24 protein-coding genes are annotated in these 24,297 nt (G+C 27.3%); 7 read left to right on the forward strand and 17 right to left on the reverse strand.

The window, feature by feature from the left end:
• Positions 1-139 precede the first annotated feature (139 nt).
• A complete protein-coding gene (locus tag CP965_RS01695; RefSeq protein WP_129060298.1) occupies positions 140-979 on the forward strand; it encodes a GGDEF domain-containing protein in 840 nt (279 codons plus the stop codon).
• Positions 980-1,014: 35 nt separating this feature from the next.
• Here CP965_RS01695 and CP965_RS01700 read toward each other — a convergent pair whose 3' ends face one another.
• From CP965_RS01700 to CP965_RS01725, 6 genes are all read right to left on the reverse strand, one after another.
• A complete protein-coding gene (locus CP965_RS01700) occupies positions 1,015-1,293 on the reverse strand; it encodes a c-type cytochrome (protein WP_129060299.1) in 279 nt (92 codons plus the stop codon).
• A 191-nt stretch (positions 1,294-1,484) separates the two neighbouring features.
• Positions 1,485-3,056, reverse strand: coding sequence for an AMP-binding protein (locus tag CP965_RS01705; protein WP_129060300.1), 1,572 nt, complete (start codon positions 3,054-3,056; stop codon positions 1,485-1,487).
• A 131-nt stretch (positions 3,057-3,187) separates the two neighbouring features.
• Positions 3,188-4,378: a glutamate mutase L gene (locus CP965_RS01710; protein WP_129060301.1), complete on the reverse strand. Its 1,191-nt coding sequence runs from the start codon at positions 4,376-4,378 to the stop codon at positions 3,188-3,190.
• Complete coding sequence (locus CP965_RS01715) at positions 4,375-5,739, reverse strand: methylaspartate mutase (protein ID WP_129060302.1); 1,365 nt, start codon at positions 5,737-5,739, stop codon at positions 4,375-4,377. The genes CP965_RS01710 and CP965_RS01715 overlap by 4 nt, the downstream gene beginning before the upstream one ends.
• Positions 5,739-6,149: a methylaspartate mutase subunit S gene (gene glmS, locus CP965_RS01720; protein ID WP_129060303.1), complete on the reverse strand. Its 411-nt coding sequence runs from the start codon at positions 6,147-6,149 to the stop codon at positions 5,739-5,741. The genes CP965_RS01715 and glmS overlap by 1 nt, the downstream gene beginning before the upstream one ends.
• Before the next feature lie 90 nt (positions 6,150-6,239).
• Complete coding sequence (locus CP965_RS01725) at positions 6,240-7,211, reverse strand: hypothetical protein (RefSeq protein WP_129060304.1); 972 nt, start codon at positions 7,209-7,211, stop codon at positions 6,240-6,242.
• Positions 7,212-7,459: 248 nt separating this feature from the next.
• Between CP965_RS01725 and CP965_RS01730 the strand changes: the two genes are divergently transcribed.
• The 6 genes from CP965_RS01730 to CP965_RS01755 all read left to right on the forward strand — a co-directional run bounded on the left by CP965_RS01730 (position 7,460) and on the right by CP965_RS01755 (position 12,769).
• Positions 7,460-8,170, forward strand: a complete 711-nt coding sequence (locus CP965_RS01730; RefSeq protein WP_129060305.1) for a sulfite exporter TauE/SafE family protein — start codon at positions 7,460-7,462, stop codon at positions 8,168-8,170.
• Between the two features lie 70 nt (positions 8,171-8,240).
• Complete coding sequence (locus CP965_RS01735) at positions 8,241-8,456, forward strand: hypothetical protein (protein WP_129060306.1); 216 nt, start codon at positions 8,241-8,243, stop codon at positions 8,454-8,456.
• Positions 8,446-10,290 (forward strand): TonB-dependent receptor plug domain-containing protein, encoded by a 1,845-nt coding sequence (locus CP965_RS01740; protein ID WP_129060307.1) that lies wholly within the window; start codon positions 8,446-8,448, stop codon positions 10,288-10,290. Before CP965_RS01735 ends, CP965_RS01740 begins: the two co-directional genes overlap by 11 nt.
• A 1-nt stretch (position 10,291) precedes the next feature.
• The gene (locus tag CP965_RS01745; protein WP_129060308.1) at positions 10,292-11,119 is read left to right on the forward strand and encodes an ABC transporter substrate-binding protein; all 828 of its coding nucleotides are present in this window, start codon (positions 10,292-10,294) and stop codon (positions 11,117-11,119) included.
• Entirely contained in the window at positions 11,103-11,801 is a 699-nt protein-coding gene (locus CP965_RS01750) for an ATP-binding cassette domain-containing protein (protein ID WP_129060309.1), read from the forward strand. Before CP965_RS01745 ends, CP965_RS01750 begins: the two co-directional genes overlap by 17 nt.
• Positions 11,798-12,769, forward strand: coding sequence for a FecCD family ABC transporter permease (locus CP965_RS01755; protein ID WP_323807961.1), 972 nt, complete (start codon positions 11,798-11,800; stop codon positions 12,767-12,769). Before CP965_RS01750 ends, CP965_RS01755 begins: the two co-directional genes overlap by 4 nt.
• On the opposite strand, the gene cbiB is transcribed toward CP965_RS01755, so the two are convergent.
• The 11 genes from cbiB to cbiD all read right to left on the reverse strand — a co-directional run bounded on the left by cbiB (position 12,740) and on the right by cbiD (position 24,291).
• Complete coding sequence (gene cbiB / locus CP965_RS01760; RefSeq protein WP_129060310.1) at positions 12,740-13,627, reverse strand: adenosylcobinamide-phosphate synthase CbiB; 888 nt, start codon at positions 13,625-13,627, stop codon at positions 12,740-12,742. The genes CP965_RS01755 and cbiB overlap by 30 nt on opposite strands.
• Positions 13,618-14,643 carry an aminotransferase class I/II-fold pyridoxal phosphate-dependent enzyme gene (locus CP965_RS01765; protein WP_129060311.1) on the reverse strand — a complete coding sequence of 342 codons (1,026 nt, stop codon included), beginning with the start codon at positions 14,641-14,643 and terminating at the stop codon, positions 13,618-13,620. The genes cbiB and CP965_RS01765 overlap by 10 nt, the downstream gene beginning before the upstream one ends.
• A 4-nt stretch (positions 14,644-14,647) precedes the next feature.
• Positions 14,648-15,394 (reverse strand): metallophosphoesterase family protein, encoded by a 747-nt coding sequence (locus CP965_RS01770; RefSeq protein ID WP_129060312.1) that lies wholly within the window; start codon positions 15,392-15,394, stop codon positions 14,648-14,650.
• Between the two features lie 32 nt (positions 15,395-15,426).
• Positions 15,427-16,218: a precorrin-3B C(17)-methyltransferase gene (locus tag CP965_RS01775; RefSeq protein WP_129060313.1), complete on the reverse strand. Its 792-nt coding sequence runs from the start codon at positions 16,216-16,218 to the stop codon at positions 15,427-15,429.
• Between the two features lie 14 nt (positions 16,219-16,232).
• A complete protein-coding gene (locus CP965_RS01780; protein WP_129060314.1) occupies positions 16,233-17,249 on the reverse strand; it encodes a cobalt-precorrin 5A hydrolase in 1,017 nt (338 codons plus the stop codon).
• Positions 17,242-17,994, reverse strand: coding sequence for a precorrin-4 C(11)-methyltransferase (cobM, locus tag CP965_RS01785; protein WP_129060315.1), 753 nt, complete (start codon positions 17,992-17,994; stop codon positions 17,242-17,244). Before cobM ends, CP965_RS01780 begins: the two co-directional genes overlap by 8 nt.
• Before the next feature lie 175 nt (positions 17,995-18,169).
• Entirely contained in the window at positions 18,170-18,559 is a 390-nt protein-coding gene (locus tag CP965_RS01790; RefSeq protein ID WP_129060316.1) for a helix-turn-helix domain-containing protein, read from the reverse strand.
• The gene (locus CP965_RS01795) at positions 18,556-19,815 is read right to left on the reverse strand and encodes a type II toxin-antitoxin system HipA family toxin (protein WP_129060317.1); all 1,260 of its coding nucleotides are present in this window, start codon (positions 19,813-19,815) and stop codon (positions 18,556-18,558) included. Before CP965_RS01795 ends, CP965_RS01790 begins: the two co-directional genes overlap by 4 nt.
• Positions 19,816-20,016: 201 nt before the next feature.
• Positions 20,017-22,107: a DNA helicase RecQ gene (recQ, locus tag CP965_RS01800; RefSeq protein ID WP_129060318.1), complete on the reverse strand. Its 2,091-nt coding sequence runs from the start codon at positions 22,105-22,107 to the stop codon at positions 20,017-20,019.
• Positions 22,091-23,272, reverse strand: a complete 1,182-nt coding sequence (cbiT, locus tag CP965_RS01805) for a precorrin-6Y C5,15-methyltransferase (decarboxylating) subunit CbiT (RefSeq protein WP_129060319.1) — start codon at positions 23,270-23,272, stop codon at positions 22,091-22,093. Before cbiT ends, recQ begins: the two co-directional genes overlap by 17 nt.
• Positions 23,266-24,291 carry a cobalt-precorrin-5B (C(1))-methyltransferase CbiD gene (cbiD, locus tag CP965_RS01810; protein WP_129060320.1) on the reverse strand — a complete coding sequence of 342 codons (1,026 nt, stop codon included), beginning with the start codon at positions 24,289-24,291 and terminating at the stop codon, positions 23,266-23,268. Before cbiD ends, cbiT begins: the two co-directional genes overlap by 7 nt.
• Between the last annotated feature and the right edge of the window lie 6 nt (positions 24,292-24,297).

The following is a 24,297-nucleotide window of genomic DNA, read 5'->3' on the forward strand; positions in this document are numbered from 1 at the left end:
TATCCTTTGAAATATAGATTTTAATTATGGAAATATACTTGAATTAAGATTAAATATACATTAGTAATATAATAAGTTTTAATTATAATACTAAAATATGATATTTTAATATTAAGCACTTAACTGCTAGTATTCTTTTATGTATAAAATTTCAGTTAATAAAGAAATATTCAATGACCTTTTATTAAAAAAATTAAAAGTATTAGAGAAAAGTACATCTTCTTATTGGAAAAGAGAATTACTTGAACCCAAAATAATCAATGATAAAATAAAATACACTATTAAACAAATTGACAAAATAAAAATAACCAATGGTTTAGGAGAAGATAAACCTCAAATGATAATAGAGTGTAAAAAAGTTGATTATTCTTTTAAAAAGGATTTATTTGAATTTCATTTTGGAAAAATATTAGAACAAAAGAACTCTGATATGAGTGAAGATTATAAAGATACTTTAATTCAAGTTTTATTGCAAGAAAGAGTTCAACTACAAGACAGTATGAACCGAGACCATTTAACAGGTGTTTATAATAGACGTAAAATGGAAAATGATTTATCAGCATTTGTAAACCAAAATAACAAAGATTTATTAACTGCAGTTTTTATTGATGCAGATAGATTTAAAGGAATAAATGATAATTTTGGTCATGAGACAGGAGATAAAGCATTAATATATCTTGCCAAAAGAATTCAAAAATATGCAGATATTTTGAATGGGGAAGCATATAGGTATGGTGGAGAAGAGTTCTTAATCTTATGTTTTTTACCTAAAGATGAATTATTAAAAAAATTAGAACAATTAAAAGAAGATATAAAATCTCAAAAAATTTATCATAGTAAAAAAGATATTTCACTTACTGTTAGTATGGGAGTAGCATTCTATAAAGATTGTAAAACAAAAGATGAACTTATTAAAAAAGCAGATGATTGTGTTTATATTGCAAAAGATAGGGGAAGAGATACTATTGTTGTTAGTTAAAAGTTAGGATAATTCCTAACTTTTAGATTTCAAAATTATTTTGAAGTAATTTTATCAGCAATTGCTTCAATATCAGCGTCACTTAAAGTTGCAACTTGACCTTTCATAACACCTTTCATAGCTCCACCATAAGTACCATCTTTATAACCTTTCATAGCTTTAATGAAGTCTTCTTTAGTCATATCTTTAATGATTTTAGATTTACCTAAAGCAACTTTTTCTCCATTTGCCCCATGACAGGCTACACATTTTGCATAAGGGTTAGCAAAAGCAACACATGCTAAAACAGAAGTTAACAGTAAAATTTTTTTCATAAGAAATCCTTTTTTTTAAATTTATCTTAGAATTCTAACTTAATAAACTTAATTTTGCTTTGATTTATGTCAAATCTAATTTAATTTTAAGCTAAATATTTCAAGACCTTATTTTTGAGGTGAATTTTATGAATTATATGTGTAGAAATTGTGGAGAATAGGGGAGTAGACAATGATATAGTTTAACTATATTAATTGTCTAGGAACTCTTTTTTTAGCTCTTCTTTATTTATTTTACTTTTATCACTAGGAATTAAAGGTAGTGATTTTTTATAAATAATTTTATTTGGAATCATATATGAAGCTAAATGTTTTTTTAATTCAAAGATTATCTCTTTTGAAACAATTTCACTTCTTGAACTATAAACCATAACTATCTCTTCTTCTATTTCTTCATTAGCAATTGAGAAGATTGCACACTGGTCTATTTGTGGTAAGTTATTTGCTACAACTGATTCTATTTCAAAAGGACTTACTCTAAAACCTCTAGTTTTAATCATATCATCATGTCTTGAAACAAAATAGAAGTAACCTTCTTCATCTTTATAAACATAATCTCCTGTTGCCACAACTATTTCATCTGTTAGTTGTCCTTCTAAGTTAATTACATCTTTTAATATTTGAATTGATTTAAATCTCTCTTTTGTTTCAATAGGTGCATTCCAGTATCCTTTATAAATATAACCACCTCTATGAATAAGCTCACCAACTTCTCTTGGTTTACACTCTTTGCCTTCTTCATTGATGACATATAGTTCAACATCAGGAATTGCTTTACCAATAGAATTAGGTCTAATCCAAATCTGAGATGGCTCTAAATATGTTGATCTAAAGGCTTCTGTTAATCCATGCATAGAGTAAAACTTAGCATCAGGGAAGTATTTATCTAAGTCATTTAACATCTTATGTGTAACATTACCACCAGAAGAAGTTAATACTCTAACTTTTGAAAGTAAATCTGCACTTGGAAGCTTATGTTCATCTTCATCAAACATAGATGAAATATTAATAGGCATTAAAGGTACAACTGTAACTTCATCATTAATTAGGTGATTAAAGAAATCACCTGCAAGAATAAATCTATGTAAAGCTAAAGTAGCTCTTTTATATAAAGAACAGAAAATTTGATTTAATCCATAATCCAGATTGAAAATTAAAGTTCCTGAAATAATGTCATCTTCTTTTAAATCTAAATATTGACTAACAACTCTCGCACTATCAATTAAGTTTCTATGTGAGATTACAATACCTTTAGGAGTTCCTGTTAATCCAAAAGAGTATGTAATAGCAGCATTGTCATGTCCATTTATTTCACAAGTATATGGTTTATTGTAGTATTTGAAAATTTCTTCAAATGAAGCAATATCTTTATGTGTAGTTTCATAAGATACAATATGTCCATCAAAATTTATCTCTTCAATTGATTCAAGCTTTAATCTATCAGTTATAATACATTTTATATCACAATCTTTTATTATGTATTCAACTTGTTCAGGCTTTAAAAGTCTAGTAAGAGGAACAAGCACATAATCAGTAGATAAAATACTAAGTATAGCAATTACTTGTTCAATACTTTTTGTAGAGTAAATACCAACTCTACTGCCTTTTGGTAAGTTTAACTCTTTTAGATAAAATGCAATTTGATTTACTTTTGTAAATAACTCATCATAAGTTATCTCTTTTTCATTAAATTTTATCGCAACTTTTTCTGGGTGAGATGCTTGTGCATCTTCAATAAGTGTTCTAATACAGTTAATAGACATATTCATTCCTTAAAATTTGTCCCAAATTTGAAGGGACCTTATTTAATAACTTCTTTTTAGCAAAGGAAATAAATTCCTTTTAAAAGAAGCAAAACTCTAAAGGGCTTTACGAGTAAAGCCTTGAGATTTAATTACTTTTCTAACATTCCAAGAGTCCATACATCATAATTATTATCCATTACGATTGTAGGATTATGTTGTGAATTTAATATTTTCTTATAGAAGAATGTTACTATATCTTCTATTTCTTCTTGTTTTAATACTTTTGTAATCCCACCTGTTAAAACAATAGAGTTTAAAGCATTTAGTTTTAGGTTTACATATGCTTTTCTATAAGCTGATACTTTACAAAGTACTAAGAAGATAGCAAGTTGCATTAAAATTCTAGTTGCTTTTTCACTTGATTCCTCAAAGATATTCTCTGTAACTTTTAAGTGAGCTAATAATTCATAAACAAACTCATTGTTTTTTGCTGCAAAGATTAAAGACTCTTTTGATTTATAAACACCAAGTTTTTTAAATACAAGTCTATCATACTCATTTTCTGTAACCATATTCTCTTCAACTAAGTCTTTAGAGTAATGAATATCTGTTGTTGCTCCACCTATATCTATTAAAATATATGGATCAGCAACTTTAAATTTTGAATCAATCATTGGTAGAGTTTTATTTACAATATATGGAGTTGAAAAAATTTGATTAGAAGTGATATTATATAGGTGTTTGATATCTTCTTTCCCCATAATATCTGCTTGATAAAGATTTGTTAAATACTCTTTTAAATTCTCTTCTTCCACATGAAGTTTTTCATTAATAATATTTGGTAGAATACTTAAATTTTGAATATTCTCTTTTAAAAATGCAGAATCCTTTTCACTTCCAACATATACGATATTTGAGTAGTTTAAACCATCTAAAAATTTAAATAATCTTTCATCAAAGATATTTGAAACAGAATCAATACCTCCAACAACTATTACAACATCAATTAAGTCACTTGGAATAGAAGTTTTTTCAATATCTCTAAATAAAACTGTATCAATAATATTGATACCAGAATTAAAAGCAATGTTTGTTGCATATTTTAAAGAAAAAGAGTTAGTAATACCGATAATAAGTGTACTTAGCCCACCATTTGCAGAAGAACAAATATGTATATTCTCTTTGTTATAATTTTTGATTATATCTGCACATTTATAAGTTAAATCATCATAAATGTCTTTGTTAAAATCTCTAAAATGTTGTTGTACATTATCTTTTGTACATAGTTTAAAGTATGTACTTCCTACATCAATTAATAGTTTATTTTCTAATTTACTCATTGCATAATTCCTATATCATGGATAATATCATTTACAATAGATGTTGTATCTTTATTTAAATCACATTGATTTTTTTCATACTCAAAACATCTATGGGGAATTGGAACTTTTCCTCTTTTTATGATTCTAATATTTTTATTTCTATCTCTTACTGTAATCATTTCATTGTTATTGATGATATGTGGAGAGAATGGAACATCTATTGTTCCATTTTTAATAGAGTTAAATACTTTTCTCCAAAGTGTATCTGCTGGGTCATTGAATACAGCTTCCATAATAGCCATAACTTCAGCAGTTAAAATCTCTTCTTCCTGCTCATCTTTCAATTTTGGTAAACCATTTAAAATTCTAAGTAAATATTGTGTATTTGCAACTGTTTCTGCATTTGCTTCTTTTGTAGGAATACCTGAAGCCTCTTGCTTTGTTTTTGTAATAATCTTATTTGCCCCAACCATAGAAGCAATTACTGTACTCATATTTATAAGTTGAGATGCATAGTTTTGATCCATTGGGAATGCACCCATCCATTGATGGTAAACTAAGTGAATATCTGCATCAGTTACACCTATCTCTTCAGAATAGTGACGAGCTAGTTTTCTAATAACTGCACCCATTACGATATCTTGATTCATAGAGCCAGTTTGAGAAAATGATACAGAGAATGATTTTACACCTTCTTCTAAAGATAATAGCATCTCTAATAATTGAATTACAATAGTAATACAAGGAGGAACAAGTGTTGCTGTTAGTGGTCCAAATGATTCTCTATTTATTGGTTCATTTAGTTTTGAATATTCTGCACAAACTCTTTCTACATATTTCCAATAAAGAAATGCCTTGTCTAATGGAAAGTTTTTAGAATAAGGTAGTAAATATGTAATTGGTCCACCTTCAATTTCAAAAATACCAGAAGCAATTGCTGTTTCAATAAGAAGTCTTGCATCAGGAGTACCATGTCTTAGTGAAATTGGTTTGTTAAAGTGAGTCATCATCTTTCTTGATGTTCTATACCCATGAGTTACTAATGGGTAACCATTTAGCATATCAACTTCATTCTCTTCACTAAGTCTTAACATTTTTTTTGCAGTTGCATAGTCATTTAATCTTGTGTTTGAATCAATAGTACAAGGTAATACATCCACATCTGCTTTATCAAAAAAATCATAAAGTGCAAACATTTTGTCATATGTTGGGAAACCACCACGGGGTTGAACTAACATCTTATTTTTTGTCTTAAAGTTGTAAGATATAAATAGGTCTTTAGAAGCATTTTTTACAAAATCTTCAACTTCTGCAAAATCAAAATTATCAACGTGTTCGTTGTTTAATATTATATTTCTTTCTTCTTGTAGTAAACTCATTAGTTTCTTTCCTTCATGAATTTTTCTAACTCATCTAATCCAGTATTTAAGTCAATTTGGTGGAATACTAAATCAAATCCATAGTTTTTGAATCTAGGGATAATATCAGAAGCATCTCCTGTACCAACTACAAGGTTTCCACCAATCATAAATACTACATTATCAAGGAGATTTCCATATTTTGCTTTTAGGATTTTAACTTCTCTACACCAACCTTCAGCTTCTCCATTTAATGAAGAGATTAGAAGAATATCTGCATTAGTTTCTACCACTGCATCAACAAACTCTTCTAAGTAAGTATTAACACCTAAGTTAAATACTTCAAAGCCTCTAGCTTGCAGTGAAAGTTCTATAAGTCTATTTGCTACAACGTGGATGTCATTTCCAACTACACCTGTTACTACTTTCATTTTATTACCTATATTGTTTATTCTTAAAAGATAATTACTATAACAAAACTCTTATTAGAGCCTTATTAGTAAGATTTATTTTTACTTTTCTTATTTATTTAGTTGAGATTTTGCTTTTTTTACTTTTTTTTCAATTTCCAATAAATTATTTATTGCTTTATCTAGGAATTCTTTATTTTCTTGTGATGGAGTGATTTTTTTTGCTACATCATAAAAAGTTTTTGCTTTTTTATATTCTAAATTTAATTCTGAAAGTATTGCGAGGTTATAATAAACTTCCCAACTTTTATTTTTTAAATGCTTGTTTAAATAAAGTAATTTATTCTTTGCTTGAATATAGCTTTTGTTTTCTAATAATTGTATACTTTCATCAAATATCTTTTTATGTGAGTTATCTAATTCTATTGAGTTTATAGTATCAATAATTTTGATTTTATAATATCTATAATGTACAGAAATATCATTAGTAAAATCTATTGCAATTTTTTTTGCAAGTCTAGAATTATATCTTTCAATATCATTACTTCTTTCTGTATAGTTATAGAAAAAAGGACTATATAAATAGTTGAATCTATAACATCTATCTTCAATTTTGGTTTTTTCATAGACTTTTGAAAAAAGAGTTTTTTGTTTTTTATTTAATACTTTTATTTCTACTTCAAGCTCAAAGTCTTTTCTTTGACAAGGAATAAGTTCTCTTCCATATTCTATACATCTTGCATAATCATTAGTTGTAATATAACTTAAGCATTTAATTGTACCACTATCTTGAAAATAAAAGTCTGAATAAACTTTTGAGCTTAAAATATTTGCTTTTATTTTTGCATCGAATAGTTCATCCTTTTCTTTCAAAAAGAAAAGTTTTTCTGAATCTAGTTTTTTATTTACAAGTTCATTTTCTAAATAATTCTTTAATTTAATATTATCATTTTGTATATCTTCTATATAAATAGATTTTATTTTTTCATCTACTTTTGAAGGTTCTAAGGTTTTAATATTTATATATTTATTGGAACAAGCAGTAAAAAATATAGAAATAACAAGTAGAAAATATAATTGCATTATTGTCCTTTTAGAATAAGTTTTATAATTATAATCAAAAAAAGTTAATTCACTTTGATACTTAACATTAAATTAACAATATTTGTATAAACTTCTTCATATAAGAAAATTAAAACCTCCTACTACTTATATACTTTAATTTTCTATATCTTAATATTTTTTTTAGCTTCACTTTTTTAAGTGAAGCTTTTATTTTGTAGTTTTTAAACATAATTGCTATATCATTAATAAAATTTTTTAGGTAAATAATGGAAAGTATAAATATTTTAACAATCATTTCAATTGCATTTTTAGGTTCTTTTGGTCACTGTATTGGAATGTGTGGCGGTATAGTAGTCGCTTATTCTAGTACTAAAATAAATAGTTCTTGGAGTAAATCAAAACAATCAATTTCTCATATCTTGTATTCTTTAGGTAGAGTAAGTACTTATGTACTTTTAGGTGCATTTTTTGGTTTTGTTGGTTCGGTTGTTACTTTTGATAATACAACTAATGGTATTTTATTAATTGTTACTGGTATTTTAATGGTTTTAATTGGTTTATCATTAAGTGGAAAATTTAAATTTTTGACCTCAATTGAACACTCTGTATCAAAGACAGAACTTTATCAAAAAAGTTTTAGAAAACTTCTTAGCTCTGATTCTTTGTTTAGTTTTTATTTTCTTGGTATGTTAAATGGTTTATTACCTTGTGGTTTTGTTTATGTTTTTGCAATAACTGCTGCAAGTACTGCAAGTGCTTTATGGGGTGCTTTTGTAATGTTGATTTTTGGATTAAGTACTCTTCCTGCAATGTTTTCTTTAGGTTTTTTTGTTGGAATTTTTAAGCAGTTAGCACTTAGAAATCTTTTTGTTACTCTTGCTGCTATTCTAGTAATCTTATTTGGAATATATACAGCTTATAATGGTTATAAATTTATGGTATCAAAAGATAAAGAAAACCTTATATATACTAATTAAGTAAAAAATTAAAGCTTTTTTTATTTTACTGCACTAAAATTCGTTCCTATTTTATAAGGAGGTAATAAAGATGACTAGATGTTTTAAAAAATATTTTTCATTTTTTGGTGTATTGTGTGCAACAGTAAATAGAAAAATAAAATCAATGTTAATTAGTTTAGATTCTCATATTTCAAATAATCTACCTAAAATACTGAAAATTCTTCATTCTAAGCAATTAAAACCTATAAGTCTTTATTCAACAAATAAATACAATTCACAACAAGGAAACCTTTATGCAAAATAAAATCTGTATAAGTAGCGTAGTTGCTTCGCTTTTAATAGCAACAAATCTTCAAGCTAACTCTTCAAAAATTTCAGATGTTACAGTTTATTCTGCAACAAAAACAGAACAATCTATTAAAGATGTAACTTCTAGTGTAAATGTTATTACTAAAGAAGAAATTCAAGAAAAAAACTTTACTACAGTAAATCAAGCCTTAAACTCTCTTAGTGGAGTATCTATTGTCTCAAATGGAGGATTAGGTAGTTCTTCTAGTACGTTTTTAAGAGGTTTATCTACAAAAAGAGTTTTAGTTTTAATTGATGGTGTAACATATAAAGACCCAGCAAATTCAAGTGGAGCTTCATTTCAACATTTAATGATTAATGATATAGAAAGAATAGAAGTTATAAAAGGTGCTCAAAGTGGTATTTGGGGTGCAGACGCAAGTGCTGGGGTTATCAATATCATAACATCTAAAGCAAAAGAAGGTTTTTCTGGTAATGTTAACTTGGAATATGGTTCATATGATACAAAAAAAGCTTCTACAGTTTTATCTTATGGAGCTAAAAAATATGATATTAGATTAAGTGCAGATAAAACAAAAACTACTGGTTTTACAAGTAAACTTCCATATGGAAAAGACAGAGATGATTTTGAAAATGATGCTTATGATAATACAACTGTAAATCTTACTTCAAATTACTATATTACTGAAAATTCTAAAATTTCATTTGGTATAAAAAATATTAATTTTTTATCAGAATATGATACATCTTCAGCAGATGATAGTAATATGAGAAGTAATGGAGAAACAACTTTATATAATCTTGGGTATTCTCATAAAATTAAAAACCATGAATTAAAAGTAAAATATGAATTATCAAAATTTAATAGAGTTGAGGAAGGAACTGTAGGTTCTGCTTGGGGAGAAAATGTTTTAGAGTTTAATGGTGAAAACCAAAATATAGAGATTTCAGATGAATTTACTTATATGTCTAATAGTTTTTTACTTATGGGAGCTGGAATAAAAAAAGATGATGTTGATTATGTTTTAACAGATAATTCAACAAATCAAAGAGATAGTGAAAATAAATATATATATCTTACAAACTCAAATAAATTTGATAATTTAATATTAACTCAAAGTTTAAGATATGATAAATTTGATAATTATGAAAATAAAACTACTGGAAAGTTAGGTGTTAAGTATTATTTTACAAAGGATTTAAGTACTTTTGCTAATTATGGAACGGCTTATAATGTTCCAAATATAATTGATGAACTTAATCCTTGGGGAACAACTAATACTAATTTAAAACCAGAAAAAACAAAAGGTTTTGATTTAGGAATTACTTATAAAAACTTGACTTTAACTTATTTTGAAACAAAAGTTGAAGATTTAATCACTTGGGATTCAATTACTTCAAAAAATGAAAATATAGGTGGAGAATCAAAATTCAAAGGTTTAGAATTAGAATATAGCAATGAAGTTTTAAATGATACTTTTATAACTTTTAACTATACTATTCAAAGTGCTAAAGATGATGAAGATAAAGACTTAGAAAGAAGAGCAAAACAATTATATAAACTAAGTTTAGATTATCATGGTTTGGATAAAATACATTTTAATGTAAATGCTCAATATATTGGAGATAGAGTGATTAATGATTGGACAGATGGTAGGGTTCAAACTGGAAACTATGCTGTAGTAAATGGTGTAATTAATTATGAAATGAATGATAATACAAGATTATATTTAAAACTTGATAATATTTTTGATGAAGATTACAATACAGTTTATGGTTATGCAACAGCAGGTAGAAGTGCATATGTAGGATTAAGATATAATTTCTAAGATGAAAAAATATTTATTAATTCTTTTTTGTATTGTTAATTTATTTGCCAATGAGCAAAGAATAGTAACACTATCTCCTTCTTTAAATGAGATAGTTTTTGCTCTTGGAAAGGGAGATAAAATAGTTGCAAATACTCAGTATTGCAACTATCCCCCTGAATCGAAAAAAATACCTAAAATTGGTGGTTATTCCTCAATCTCTTTAGAAAAATTATTAAAAGCTAAACCTAGCTTAGTTCTTGCCCAAAACTATGATGAAAAACTATTATCAAATTTGGAAAAATTAAACTTTAATTATCACTCTTTTAAAACAGATAATTTAGCTTCAATAAAAACTACGATAAAAAATATTTCTTTATTATTAAATAAAGAAAAAAAAGCGAATGAATTAATAAATAAAATAAATATTAAACTAAATAGTCTTTCAAATATTGTTTCAAATAAAGAAATTATGATTGTAATAGGTGCTCAACCAACTTTGGAAAAAGCTATTTATATTACGGGAAATAATTTATATTTTAATGATATAATAAAAGCTTCAGGTAATAAAAATGCATATAAATCTAAAAGTTCAGCACAGCCAATAGTAAATGTTGAAAATATTATAAATATGAATCCTGATATTATAATTTTACTTGCACCTTATATTCATGACAACAATATTAGTTTTGATGAATTAAAAAAGCCTTGGAAAAAACTTCCAATAAAGGCAAGTAAAAATGATAATATTTATATTATAGATAAAGAATATGCAGGAATTCCTAGTCATAGAGTAATTTATTTTATGGAAGATTTTAAAGATATATTAGTAAATGTTAGAGATAAATAGTTTTTCAAATCATATTTTAAAAGATATTTCATTCTTTTTGAAAGAGAATGAAAACCTTATAATCCTTGGTGCCAATGGAGCAGGGAAGTCAACCTTAGCAAAAGTTCTTTCAAATCTTATATCAAATGATAAAGTAACCCTTCAAAATAAAAATATCTCTTCTTTAGATGATGAACAAAGAGCAAAACTAATAAACTATATTCCTCCAAAACTTGAAGTATTTGATGAGTATATTTGCGTTTATGAGTTTTTAGAACTTTCATTTATAGGAAAAATAAATAAAGAAAAGATTGATGAAACAATATCTTTATTAAAACTAGAAAAAATAAAAAATAGAGCCTGCAATGATTTAAGTTCAGGAGAAAAACAGCTTTTATTACTTGCTTCAAGCATTATACATAATGCAAAAATCACAATCTTTGATGAACTAACTGCAAATATGGATATTACAAGAGTTAAAGAAGTATTTGAGCTTTTTAATTCACAATATTTACAACAAAAAATAATCATAACTCATAATTTAGATTTAGCCTTTAATCTAAAATATAAGGTTTTATATTTAGATGAGGGAGAGCTTAAGTTCTTTGGAGATAGCAGTGAATTTTTTTCTAAAGAAGTTTTAGAAAAATTCTATCATAACTGCTTAGAAGTAGTAAATAATCACTTGGTGGTAAAACTATGAGTTCTATAAAGTATTTAGCTTATATTGTAAGTGTAGTTTTAATTTTTATTTCATGTTTTATTGGGGAAACTACTATCTCTTTAAATGAAATATTTGATAGTACAACTACTTCATATATGATATTTTGGGAACTTAGAGTTCCTAGAATTATCCTAGCCTTTTTTGTGGGAGCTGTTTTAAGTCTAAGTGGACTTATTTTTCAAACTATTTTTAAAAATATTTTAATAACTCCATATACTTTAGGAATAGCAAGTGGAACAACACTTTTTACAGCTATTTCAATAGTGTTTTTTCCTATGGTAGCTCTTTATATCTCTGGTATATTAGGCTCTTTTCTAACTATTCTTGTTTTATATATTATTTCAAAACAAATAAATAAAAATGCAACATTTTCTTCAACAAACTCTATACTTTTAATAGGTATTGCTTTATCATTTTTTTATTCATCTGCATTGATGTTGATATTCTTTTTAAGTACTTTACAAGAGAATTATTCTATTGTGAGGTTTACCCTTGGAAGTCTTGATGTCGTAGGCTATAATAGTTCTTTAGCTGTGTTTTTTGTTGCCCTTATTCTTTTAGCAGTATCAATAATAAAAAGAAAAGATATAAAACTTTTACTTCTATCAAATGATATTGCATTTTTAAAAGGACTAAATGTAAATAGACTGAATCTAATACTTCTTATGACTATCTCTTTAGCTGTTGGAGTAAGTATTAGTTTCGTAGGTCCAATTGGTTTTGTAGGACTTATTATACCTCATATTTTAAGGCTTATTTATAAACAAAGTGCCGATAAACTTATTTTACCAGTATTTTTTTATGGTGGTGTATTTCTAGTACTTTCTGATTTGATTTCAAGGGTTTTAAATACAGCTTCTTCTTTACCTATTGGAGTTGTTACTTCATTTATTGGTGCGCCATTTTTTGTATATTTATTATTTAGAAAACATAAGAAAAAAGCTTAAAACTATTAAAACAAAGATATCAAATCTTAGTTTGAAATCTAGTGCTTTTTTTACATCTTCTTTTTCTATATTTTTTTTACCATCTCCAAAGTAGGGCTTTTCTTTTATTTTCCCAAAGTATGACGTAGGGCCTCCTAAAGAGACATTTAAAACTAGTGCCATTGCTGAGATTGGATGTCCAGCATTTGGACTTTCATGTTTTTTTCCATAAGAATAAAACTCTTTAAAAGTTTTTTTTGAAAAGAAAAGTAGGGCTATTAAAAGTGCAGTTATTCTAGCTGGAATAAAATTTACTACATCATCAAGTTTAGCTGCAAACTTACCAAAGTTTTCATATTTTTCATTTCTATATCCAACCATAGAGTCTAAGGTATTAATTGCTTTATAAATAAAAGCTCCCACAATACCAAAAAAAATCATATAAAACATTGGAGCAATAACTCCATCACTTAAGTTTTCCGCATAAGTCTCAATAGCAGCCTTATTTATATCACTTTCACTCATTTCCTTTGTATCTCGACTTACAAGCATAGAAATGGCATGTTTAGGATTGTCTGAGGATATTACTTCTTTTACACTATCATAAAGCATTTTAGAAGAGATAGTAAAAGAGCAAAGTAGGGCTTGAAAATATATATTATCAATTTTGCTTAATAAAAAAGTAACTAAAAAAACAAGAGTTAGTAAGGATATAGTTAATAAAAAACCTCTAAAGATACAGTCTTTATAAAACTTCTTTTCAAACCATTTTATGTAGTTTCCAAAAAGAATAATAGGGTGATAAAGAGTTTTGATTAGATGAAACTCTCCAAAGATAAAATCAATAAGATATGCAAAAAATAGAAGCTCTAAATACATTTATCAATTTCTTTAAAAGCTTTATCTAAAAGTTTAATACTCTTTTTACTCTTTACCGCAATTCTTATATGATACTTCTCTAAAAAATCAAAGTTGGAACAATCTCTTATCATGATTTTATATGGTATTAGTTTTTCTTGTAACTCTTTTACTTTTATACCTTGTAGTTTTACTAAAATGTAGTTTGCTTCACTTTGGTGTTGTATCATTTTGATAAAAGAGTGTTTCTTAACTGTAGAATACAATAACTCTAGATTTTCTCTGTTTTTCTTTTTCGCTTTTTTGTAGAAGCTTTTGTATTTTAAAACTTCTATTAAATAATTCATATCAAAAGTAGAAATCTTCCACATAGGCTCTTTCTCTTTTAGTTTTTTGATATTTTCTTTTGATGAGATAATAGTGCCAACTCTAATTCCAGCAGATGAATAAAACTTTGTCATAGATTTTAGAATATAAAGTTTGTTATACTCTTTTAAATATTTTGTTGCAGATTCAAAATCAGTAAACTCTAAAAAGCTTTCATCTATTAAAATTATACATTCTTTTTTTATCCAATAATTTAATAGTTTCTTTATATCATAACATTTTGCATCGGGTGTTGAAGGATTTACAAATATTACAAATGAGCCCTTTTTAACCTCTTTATTGATATCTTTAAATCTATTGATTAAATCAATCTTATAGCCAAAGTTTTGAGCTGCTTTCTTGTATTCTAGGTATGCAGGGGAATAAATAGTACAATGTTTTATGTTCAGATTTTCAAAGAGTTTAAAGATAGCAGAACTACCACCGTTGTATAGTTCAATTTGTGACTTCATTACCTTATAGTGGTTTGAAATAGCTTTATACAGCTTGTCATAATTTGGGTAAGAAGATATATTTAATGTATTAAAATCAATGTCAAGTTTTGGTTTTAAAAAGTTTATATTTGAAGATAAATCAATTACTTCTTTTTCTTCACATTCTGCTTTTTTTGCAAAACTTTTTGTATCTCCACCATGTTCAAACTTTTTCATATGATTAGTCTAAAACCTTTCCCGTTCTAAGGGCATGTGCCCAATCTTCTCTTCCATTCTCTTCTGCTTTTTTTGCTGCTTTTTCAAAGTCATAGGCAACTCTTACTTGCTCAACACTATATTGATTTTCTTCTACTGTTAAAATAGAATAGGCTGCATCAGGGGTATGGTTTTCCATCTTGTGTTTAGTTGGAAGTTCATCTTCATAGGCTTGAAGTCCAACAGAACCTGGATTTATAACTATCTGTCCAGAACTTAGTTTATGAATTCTTGGCAAATGTGAATGTCCACAAAAAATAAATGGGGCTTCAATATTATCTGTTAGTTTGATAATATCCTCATCACTTCTTAACTTTATAGAACCTTCTGAAATATCTTCCAATAAATACTGGCTATCATCAAAATATGTTCCATGAATCATATAATATGTTCCACCAATAATTTTTTCAAATTGCAAATCTTGAATCCAGTATAAAACTTCATCCCCTAAATCTTCATAAGCATATCTTAAAGTAGGGTTTTCTTCAAGTTGAACTAAAGAAGATTCAAGGATTTCTCTATCTTGATTTCCACAGATATTTATGAATTTATTCTCTCTTATTAATTCATATGTAGCCCTTGGTTCAATTGGTCCATAAAACATATCTCCAAGGTTTAAAACAACTTCAATATTTCTATTCCTAATATCTTTTATTACTTCTTGTAGTGCATATATATTTGATTTAATATTTGAAATAATAGCTATTTGCATTAACTTCCTTTTTGTCTTATTTATTTTTTAACTTATTTATTCTTTAGTTTGCCATCAAGTTTATATTTGTTTAAATATCCTCTAGGTGTTAAAACTTTTCCATTTTTAGTTAGTTTTGAGTTTGAATTGCAAATTATAATAAGAGTTGACATAGAAACAGCTGGATGTTCAATATCTTGGTCTATCAAATCTTGGGCTGTTGTTATAGTGATTTTTTCTTTTTCAACTCTACCTACATGTGAAGCAATAATTGCTATTCTATCTTGGTATCCATTTTCTAAGGCTCTTAAAAAGTTTTGATAAGGAAGAATTCTTTTTTTAGATTTTGGATTATAAATACCTAAAACAAAGTCACAATCAAGGGCTGCTTTTACCCTTTTATCAATTAAATTTATATCTGTAAGTCTATCTGATAGAGAGATGATAGAAAAATCTTGTGATACAGGAGCTCCAACTTTACTTGCCGCTGCTAAAAATGAAGTAACACCAGGAAGTGATATAAGCTCAACTTTATCCCATAAATCTTTTTCATCCATAATTTCAACTATTAGTGTTGCCATTCCATAAACATTTGCATCTCCATTTGATACGATACAAGTAGTTTTACCCTCAACAGCATACTGAATAGATTGATTACATCTTTCAATTTCATATGTCATCCCTGATGTATATAATTCCTTTCCAGCAAGCAATTCTTTTAACTCTCTTGCGTATTTACTATATGAAACTACAACTTCACACTCTTCTAAAGCATTTCTTGCTTCTGGTGTGATATATGATGTTCCACCAGCACCTGAACTAACTATATATAATTTTTTTGCCATTTTATTTTTTCCTTTTATACTGCGGCTGCTATTGTGATTTTTTTCTCATACACATTTTTAGGTATGATAAGTTCTTTGTATTTTGAAACTAATATAGATGAAGGTTCACTAACACCTTTAAGTCCAAAAAACTTTGTTGCTTGAGAAGGGCTAAACTCTCCTTGAAGTGAGTTTATTTCTTGCTCGTTGTAAAACTTGATATCAAAGTTGTATTTTAAAGCAAACTCTAAAAGTCCTTTTTCATCTGCTTTTGCTTCAAAGGAAGCTATATTTTCTATTTGTTCTTTTTTTAGATTATGTTTTTCTAAAAACCAAAAAAATGATGCCTCAATATCTTCAAATGGTGTATCTCTATTGCAACCAATACCTAAATATACTTTTGGTTTTAAGCTTAGGTTATCATCTGAAAATGGAGTTATATTTACACAAAGGTCAGAACTTTGTTCATCTACTCTTTTTAGATTTGTTTTATTTGGAATAGTTTCAAAAATACTTTTATAGGTTTTTACTTCAACTTGTTTTTTATTTAGAAGTGAGTTTGAGATTTTTGCTAAGCATTTTAGGTTTTCTATTTCAAGATTGTTTTTCTTTGCAAACATATCAAAGGCAAAAGTTTTTGTTTGGTCTGTTGCTGTTGAAACAAAGTTCATACAGTTTGGAACTCTAGAAGCTAATAAATCACTTAACTCATTTGCTCCACCAATATGACCACTAAGAAGAGGAATAACTTTTGTTAAATCCATACTCATAACTATAATAGCTGGATCAGTTGCTTTGCTTTCAAGAAGTGGTGCAATTTTTCTAACAACAATGCCCATAGCTAAAATACATATAATCGCATCATATTTTTTCCAACCCTCTTGTAAAACTGTATCTATCTTTTCGTAAGTAAGTAGGTTTTCTAAGTTATGTTCTAAATCTTTTTTACCATAAACATCAACTTCAAAATCTTCTAGGTAATCTAAAAGTTTACTAGCAGAATTTAGACTTGGTTGGTTTATTGAAACTAGGGCTATTTTTAACTTACCCATTATTAGCCTTTTTCTCTTGCAACTCTTTAACTAAAGGCTTAACATAAAGGTGAGATTCTTCTGTCTCTTCTTGTTTTAAAAAGTCTCCAAATAAAATCAAAGCAACACCTTTGATATGAGATACTTGATTTTCAATATCTGAAATTGTTCCTTTGAAAATCTCTTCTTCCTTCCATGTTGCTTTTTCAACTACCCAACAAGGAGTATCTGGTGAATATCCTAGTTCTAAAGCTTTTTTCTTTAACTTTTTAAGAAGTAAAATTGATAGATAAAAAACTAATGATGAGTTTTTACAAGCAAGTATATTTTCTAATTTTTCTGGATTTGGAGTTTTACCTTCTACACGTGTTAGAATCATAGTTTGAGAAACACCTGGTATAGTATATTCTATCCCAAGACTAGCAGCAGCACCAAAAGCTGCTGTGATACCTGGTATAACTTCATATTTGATATTTTCTTTTTGTAAAAACTCTATTTGTTTTGCAATAGTTGAGTAAATAGATGGATCACCCGTATGAACTCTTGCTATTACTTTATTTTTATATTTTTCTATAAAGGCAAATATCTCAGGGTATTTCATCCCTTGAGAGTCTTCTATGATAGCTTCATCTTTACACCAAGAAAGTACCTCTTTGGGAACTAAGGAACCAGTATATAAAACTACATCAGCTTTCTGAAGTATCTTTTGGGCTTTTACTGTTACTAAGTCTGGATCCCCTGGACCAGCTCCTATAAAATATATCATTTATTTTGATTCCTTATTTGTATTGTAGAAGATGAAATTATAACAAAGAGTAAATTATTCTCTGATATTAATGGATAAGTTTTAGTATTTGTGGTTAATTTTTACTTTTTATTATATTATAAATTATAAGTAAGATTTGATTTATGGGGACTTACTTATATAAAACTAAATAAAACTACTTTGTTTCCTTTTTTCGTACTCTTTTATTTTTAGAATCATTCCCCTCATATATCTCTAATACATCTTTGATATCCGTAGGTTTAAAAAGTTCATCAAGTTGATCTAAAAGACCAAATTCTCTTACTACTCTTATAAAATTTACCAAAGAGATAGTTCCTTTTTGCTCAAAATTTGAGTAAGTGCTCGCTGAGTTTAGCTCTAGATTTTTACTAAACTCTTTTTGTGTAAGTTTTTGTTTTAGCCTAAGTCTTTTTGCTCGAAGAGCTAAAACCATAGCTACTTCATCATCACTTATAGTCTCAAATTTACTCATGATATTGAGGTTTTTTTTCTTATCAAACTTTTTTTTACTCTCAATCATCTTTTTTAAAAGTTCTGAACTCATCTTAGCTCTCCTTGTAGATCTCTTTTTGATACCTCGTTTAGCACCTGTTCTTTTTTATTTTGTTTTATTTGATATTCTTCTAAAAGTTTAGGTAGTTTTTCCTCTCTTAGCTTTTTCATAAGTTCAAGTTTATCTGATACAAACTCCAAATCTATATCAAACTCTACACAAAGTTGTACCACATCATCTAGAGTTATGGTTGATAGTGCTTTCCCATATAAACTTAGCTGGTGTTCTAGTGTTTGTTTAATTCCTTTAGCAAAAGTGATATCATAAGCAGGAGTTGCTCTCCATTTAAAGCTTTTATCACACATAAATGAAAAGTTTCTAGCATGGTCATCTTGATTTACAAACATATAGTTAAAAAGCATTTGTAGTACCAATTGTGCTAAACTTTTTTTATTTACATTTAGTTTAATAGCAGTTCTTAGAAGTTCTTCATACCCTATAAGTCTTGGTTCATTATAGTCTATTTCTAGTAATCCTGCTAGTGAGTGTACATGGTATCTTGTACCATCATCTTCTATATCAAATCTTTTAGTTACAAAGTGATGTTTACCTTCACTTTCTACCAAATGGCACTCACTCATATTTAGTCCAATATCTTTGGTTAGTAGATAGTATATGTATTCAAGTTTTGAATAAGTAGATTTGTTTTCATCTCCATGGGCTGTATCATCATATTTAATAATAGCTCGCAGAAAACCTTTAGGAATCTTTTCATTTTTTTTTCCTAGGTATATCTCTTTTGTATCAAGGTTTATAGCTGCAACAGCCTTACTTCTAGCACCTCCCACAAAAGAGTGTGCAGATACTAAAAAGGCACTATGTATACTATGGAAGTTTCCACCTTTTTTCAACTCTTTTGCTTTTTCAAACATCTCTTTTAATTGGATAGTTTGTTCATCCTCTTTTTTTAGCTCTTTATTTGGTTTGTAACTTAGTGCACCTAAACCATTATCTCCTATAAAAAGTAGTTTATCAACAATTGTAGGATAAGCTTTTATGGTATCTAAAAAATATTCGTTTAATATCTTTGTTCCAAAGTTTCCCGGTAAACTATCACTAACAAACCCAGGTACTCCTTCTAGGTATTTAAGGTTGCTAGTTTCTCTTTGCGTTGTATTTTTAGATATGCTTATTGGGCTAGCATTATGTGCTTTTTGCTCTATCTGAGATAAAAATATTTTATCTTGCTGTATATATAAATCTGCAATATGTTCCTCAAATAAATATATATGAACTATATCTGCCATTTTTCTTTCCTAAATATTATATATTTGTAATTATAGTTAAAATTAGTATATAAATACAATTATTTATAAATTAAATTATTTTAACTTTTTTCTTCTTATGTTTATTTTAAACATATATATTTGTATTTAAATATTATTTACTAAAGTAATTACATATATATATTATTTAACTTTTTTGTATTAGATGCTTTATTTTATATATCATTTATTTTCTTTTTCTAAGAATAATTGTTCATAAAGATTTAAATAAGACTTTAGGTTTTTTATATTTTCTTTTTTTAGTCCTTCTTCACACCATTGTTTTATATGTAAAGGATAAGTATCTATAAAAGGAGTAAAAAGTTCATTTACTTGGTTTTCTAGTATTTTATCATGTTCTTTTAAAAGTTTAATATGTGAAATAGTTGTGGCTTCTTGTATTTGCTTTATTTCAGAGATTTCAGTAATAGTCTTTCCTTCTTCAATAAGTTCTAAAGTCTCAAGGTATGTTTTTGTAAGTTTTTTCTTCTGGTCTGGTTTAAACTTTTTAGTTAGTTCTAAAAAAGCTTCTCCATATTTTTCCCATTTTGTTTCACCTATACCATTTATGTTTAAAAATTCTTCTTTTGTTAAAGGAAGTTTATCACTTATTTCAACTAAAACTTTATCACTAAATATTACATATGAAGGTACTTGTTCTTCTTTAGCTATTTTTGTTCGAAGATCTTTAAAGTCTTCAAAAAACTGTGAATATTGTTTATTTCCTTGTTTTATTTCTTCTTTTTCTATAATACCTATTTTATCAAGATCAATTAAAACTTGTTGTTTACCTTTTAGAATCTCATTTCCCAAAGAAGTTAGTTTTAAAGCTCTGTGTTCTCCTAATACTAATGCTTCAATATCAAAAAGTCTATCAACTATTGCATCCCATTCATTTTTACTTTTATCCTCTCCAATTCCATATACTGAAAGTTTCTCGTGAGAAAATTGAAATATTCTTTTATTTTTAGAAGCTCTTAAAATATCTATAATATGGTTTTGTCCAAAAGATTGATTAGCTCTTACTACAGCCGATAGAAATTTTCTAGCTTCAATTGTGATATCTAAAGTTTCTGTTTTTTCTTTTGTACAATTATCACACTTTGTATTGCAAGCTTCAATATTATCATCAAAATAAGAGGCAATAAATTTGTGTCTACAACTTGAACTGTTTGAAAACTGATACATTTTATTTAGTTTTTGAGTAAGAAGAATTTTATATTCAGGGTTTGTTATGTCCTCCATCATATTTAATCTACTTATTTCATCGGCTTTTGTATATAAAAGTAATGTTTCACTTTCTAAACCATCTCTACCTGCACGACCAATTTCTTGATAATAGTTTTCAAGTGTTTTTGGCATAGAAGTATGAACTACAAAACGAATATTACTTTTGTCTATACCCATTCCAAAAGCTATCGTTGCAACAACAATATTTATTTCGTCATTTAAAAATTCAGTATAAACCTTATGTCTAATTTCGGGATTTAAACCTGCATGATATGCTTTTGCTTTAAATTCGTGATTTTGCAAATATTTGGCTGTTGTTTCAGTCTCTTTCCTTGTAAAACAATATATTATACCTGTTTCTTTATTTTTGTTTTTTAAAAATTCTAGAACTTGGCTTTGCCCATTTGAAACTCTTTTTTTTGCTTTTATAGTAAGGTTTTCTCTTTTAGTTTTTCCCCTTAAAACTACAGGATTGCTAAGGTTTAGGCTTTTTATAATACTTTCTTGCACTTTTAAAGTTGCAGTTGCTGTAAAAGCAACCACAGGAGTATTTGGAAAGTATTTTTTCAACAATGAAAGTTTTTGATAATCAGCTCTAAACTCATGTCCCCATTCACTAACACAGTGGGCTTCATCTATAACAAAGAATGAGATATCAATTGACTTTAAAAAATCTAAAAAACCATTTGCACTAAATCTTTCAGGTGCTATATATAAAAGTTTAATATTCCCCTTTTTTACATCATTAAACACCTGATTTATTTCTTCAATACTTTGAGAAGAATTAATCATAGAAGCTTTAATATTATTTGCCTTTAAAGCAACTACTTGATCTTGCATAAGTGCTATTAGTGGAGAAATAACTATTGTTAAACCTTCAAAAATCAAAGATGGAAGTTGATAACATAAAGATTTACCAGCTCCTGTAGGGATAATTGTTACTAAGTCTTTTTTTTCTAGTATAGAGTCAATAGCTTTTTCTTGAAAGTCTCTAAATGAGCTATGCCCAAAGGTTTTATTTAGTATTTCATATTTTTGATTCATTTATCTTCTTTTTTATTTTTATTTGAAATAGTTGTCTTTCAGGTTCTACTAAATCTAACTTTCCTTTATATGTTGTAAGTGAGATTGAGTGGATTTCATACTCTATTTTTGCTTCATTTAATACAGTTAACATTAGGTTTAAATGTTTTAGTGTTATTGCATTAATAAGCATAATTCCATTTTCATCTAATTTTTTATAAAGTATTGGAAGTTGTTTTATAACTTCAACTCCACCACCACCTACAAAGATTCTTTGTGGAGTCTCTTCTAAAGTTGGGAGTATATCTTGTGCTTCACCTACAAGAAGTTTTGTATTTACTACATGATGATTTATAAGATTTTGTTTTATAAACTCTGCTCTTGTTTCATTTTTTTCAAAAAGTGTTGTTTTAACCTTGTATCTTTTGTATGCTTCAATAGCACAAGAACCACTTCCTGCTCCAATATCCCATAAAAGATTGTTTGGTTCTAAATCAAGGTTTTGTAAAGTAAGTTGTCTTTTGTATTTCTTTGTAATCATTCCTCGTTCAGTCTCAAACTCTACATCTTCACTAATTATGTTTTTAGATTCAAACTCTTTTTTAATAAGTAGTACAAAAGGTTGAGACAAATCAAAAGATTTTTCATCAAAGTTAAGTAAATCTATCTCTTCTATTTTTTCATCAACGAAGCCAAGCTTATATCCTATAGTTGTAGTTATAGAAGAAGAGTTAAAAAATGAAAGGGCAGTTTTTAATCTTGCAATTGTAAATTTATCACAAAGCACAAAAGTATATTTATTTTGTAAAAAGTTTTCTAAATCAAAATCAACTCTTCCATGTAAAGATATAGTATCAATATCTGTTTCATTGATAAATAGTTTTTCTAACATATAGGTTTTAGAAGAAGTGTTATTTATGATTTTTACTTTTTCTTTAGGTAAGTTTTTAGCAATAATTGTTCCAGCAGAAAAAAATAGAGGAGAACCTGTTACTACATATAAAATCTCTTCTTTATCGTAGTTTTCTAAAAGATACTCTTTTGCTTCTTTATATTTTAGTTTTAGAATATTTGAAGCTTCTTCTTTGAAGTTTGAATCACAGATAATCTTGTCAAACCTGCTAATATCAAAGTCTAAATTTGTAAAGGTATAATCTCCCATACCATTACCAGCTATTGTTACCATCCTAGTACCTCTTTTTGTTCTAATATTATGGCTTTTACATTTGATGTTTTAAACCATTGTTTTATTTGTTCATTTGCTTTTTTTGTAATCATTTCATAAAAAGCATCAAGTAATCCCACTTTTTCAAGCTCTTGGGATATTCCCTTTACTGTTAAAGTTGCTTCAATATCAACTTCATAGCCTAGGTTTTCTTTTATGTCTAACTGAAGTTTTGTAAAATCAATTACTCCAAATCTATTATGGGTGTTTTTAAAACCTTGATAAACCTTTGTCATCTTTCCAATCCCACATAAAAAGATTACTTCTTTTGCATTTTGTTTTGTTGCAAGTTCAACTGAGTCATAAATAAAATTTCCTATTTCGATAATTGCCTCTTCATTTGCCTTAGAGCAAGCTACTTTAAAAGCAGAGTTCCCAAGGGTAAAATAGATGGTTTCATAGTTATTTTGTATTGCAAATTCTATTTCAGTTTTCACAGAGTCTATATAAGCTGAACTTGACACAGGTTTTACAATTCCTGTTGTTCCAAGTATTGAGATACCTTCAAGTACTCCAACTTTTAAGTTTGCTGTTTGTTTGGCTATTTCTTGACCATTTGTAACGCTTACACAACATTTTAAATGCAAGTTCTCTTTATTTTTTGTTTTTATTTCAAAATACTCTTGCATAGCCTCTAATGGAGCAGGGTTTATAGCAGGATAGGGTGCTTGTATTTTAAGTCCCTTTTTTGTTACCACTCCTACACCAAGACCTGCATAGATTTCCAAACTATTTGTTTTGCAAGAAAATATTTGAGGTTTTTGAAAAGTTGGATTTAATAAAAAGTTTTCAATATCAAAATCTAAAGATACAACTATCTCACAGCCTTTTGTTACATCTAAATCATCATTATCTATTTTATTTGTTTTCGTTGTTGTTTGAGAGTTTGTAATTAAAAATGTATCTAAACAAGACCTAAATGCAGCAACTGTGTGAGTTCCCGTTGTATAACCTTTTCTTAAGACCTTTTTTTCAGACATAAACTA

Source organism: Halarcobacter mediterraneus (genome assembly GCF_004116625.1).
Taxonomy (GTDB): Bacteria; Campylobacterota; Campylobacteria; order Campylobacterales; family Arcobacteraceae; genus Halarcobacter; species Halarcobacter mediterraneus.

Coding starts and splice junctions, on each gene's coding strand:
- cbiT (WP_129060319.1), bottom strand. CDS start 23,272: ATGGTAACAATAGCTGGTAATGGTATGGGAGATTATACCTTTACAAAT.
- glmS (WP_129060303.1), bottom strand. CDS start 6,149: ATGAAAGTAGTAACAGGTGTAGTTGGAAATGACATCCACGTTGTAGCA.
- CP965_RS01695 (WP_129060298.1), top strand. CDS start 140: ATGTATAAAATTTCAGTTAATAAAGAAATATTCAATGACCTTTTATTA.
- CP965_RS01705 (WP_129060300.1), bottom strand. CDS start 3,056: ATGTCTATTAACTGTATTAGAACACTTATTGAAGATGCACAAGCATCT.
- CP965_RS01715 (WP_129060302.1), bottom strand. CDS start 5,739: ATGAGTTTACTACAAGAAGAAAGAAATATAATATTAAACAACGAACAC.
- cobM (WP_129060315.1), bottom strand. CDS start 17,994: ATGATATATTTTATAGGAGCTGGTCCAGGGGATCCAGACTTAGTAACA.
- CP965_RS01790 (WP_129060316.1), bottom strand. CDS start 18,559: ATGAGTTCAGAACTTTTAAAAAAGATGATTGAGAGTAAAAAAAAGTTT.
- CP965_RS01730 (WP_129060305.1), top strand. CDS start 7,460: ATGGAAAGTATAAATATTTTAACAATCATTTCAATTGCATTTTTAGGT.
- cbiB (WP_129060310.1), bottom strand. CDS start 13,627: ATGTATTTAGAGCTTCTATTTTTTGCATATCTTATTGATTTTATCTTT.
- CP965_RS01770 (WP_129060312.1), bottom strand. CDS start 15,394: ATGCAAATAGCTATTATTTCAAATATTAAATCAAATATATATGCACTA.
- cbiD (WP_129060320.1), bottom strand. CDS start 24,291: ATGTCTGAAAAAAAGGTCTTAAGAAAAGGTTATACAACGGGAACTCAC.
- CP965_RS01780 (WP_129060314.1), bottom strand. CDS start 17,249: ATGGGTAAGTTAAAAATAGCCCTAGTTTCAATAAACCAACCAAGTCTA.
- CP965_RS01765 (WP_129060311.1), bottom strand. CDS start 14,643: ATGAAAAAGTTTGAACATGGTGGAGATACAAAAAGTTTTGCAAAAAAA.
- CP965_RS01700 (WP_129060299.1), bottom strand. CDS start 1,293: ATGAAAAAAATTTTACTGTTAACTTCTGTTTTAGCATGTGTTGCTTTT.
- CP965_RS01725 (WP_129060304.1), bottom strand. CDS start 7,211: ATGCAATTATATTTTCTACTTGTTATTTCTATATTTTTTACTGCTTGT.
- CP965_RS01745 (WP_129060308.1), top strand. CDS start 10,292: ATGAAAAAATATTTATTAATTCTTTTTTGTATTGTTAATTTATTTGCC.
- CP965_RS01775 (WP_129060313.1), bottom strand. CDS start 16,218: ATGGCAAAAAAATTATATATAGTTAGTTCAGGTGCTGGTGGAACATCA.
- CP965_RS01735 (WP_129060306.1), top strand. CDS start 8,241: ATGACTAGATGTTTTAAAAAATATTTTTCATTTTTTGGTGTATTGTGT.
- CP965_RS01755 (WP_323807961.1), top strand. CDS start 11,798: ATGAGTTCTATAAAGTATTTAGCTTATATTGTAAGTGTAGTTTTAATT.
- CP965_RS01750 (WP_129060309.1), top strand. CDS start 11,103: ATGTTAGAGATAAATAGTTTTTCAAATCATATTTTAAAAGATATTTCA.
- CP965_RS01710 (WP_129060301.1), bottom strand. CDS start 4,378: ATGAGTAAATTAGAAAATAAACTATTAATTGATGTAGGAAGTACATAC.
- CP965_RS01740 (WP_129060307.1), top strand. CDS start 8,446: ATGCAAAATAAAATCTGTATAAGTAGCGTAGTTGCTTCGCTTTTAATA.
- recQ (WP_129060318.1), bottom strand. CDS start 22,107: ATGAATCAAAAATATGAAATACTAAATAAAACCTTTGGGCATAGCTCA.
- CP965_RS01795 (WP_129060317.1), bottom strand. CDS start 19,815: ATGGCAGATATAGTTCATATATATTTATTTGAGGAACATATTGCAGAT.